Source organism: Methylobacterium sp. D54C, assembly GCF_053345595.1.
The window spans coordinates 1-375 of the sequence record NZ_JBKFAK010000131.1 but is presented as its reverse complement, the minus strand read 5'-3'; the positions used below and the strand labels follow the sequence as shown (position 1 = coordinate 375).

The 375-nt window shown below is 81.1% G+C and carries 1 protein-coding gene; it reads left to right on the top strand.

Going from position 1 to position 375, the window contains the following annotated elements:
- A partial coding sequence (locus ACLBYB_RS32830) for a GTA baseplate fiber-binding domain-containing protein (protein WP_447701383.1) occupies positions 1 to 375 on the top strand: 375 nt, incomplete at both ends.

Below are 375 nucleotides of genomic sequence, written 5' to 3'. Positions count from 1 at the left end.
CCTGCGCGGTGGCGGCCGAGCCCTGGCCCGGCGCGGTCGCGATCTGGCGCGCCGCCGGTGACGGGCCGCTCGCCCTGCACCGCCTCGTCGGCTACCCGGCCTGCCTCGGGCGCACCCTGTCGGCGCTGCCGGCCGGCCCGCTCTGGCGCATCCAGCGGGGCGCGCATCTCGACGTCGCCCTGCGGCGCGGCGCGACGCTGGCCTCGACCGGGGCGGGCGCGATGCTGGCCGGGGGCAACCTGTTCGCCCTGCTCGGCGCGGACGGGACCGTGGAACTGCTCGGCGCCGCGTCCGCGGCCCTGATCGGGCCCGACACCTACCGGCTGTCCGGCTTCCTGCGCGGGCTCGCGGGCAGCGAGGCGGCGGCGGGGCGGG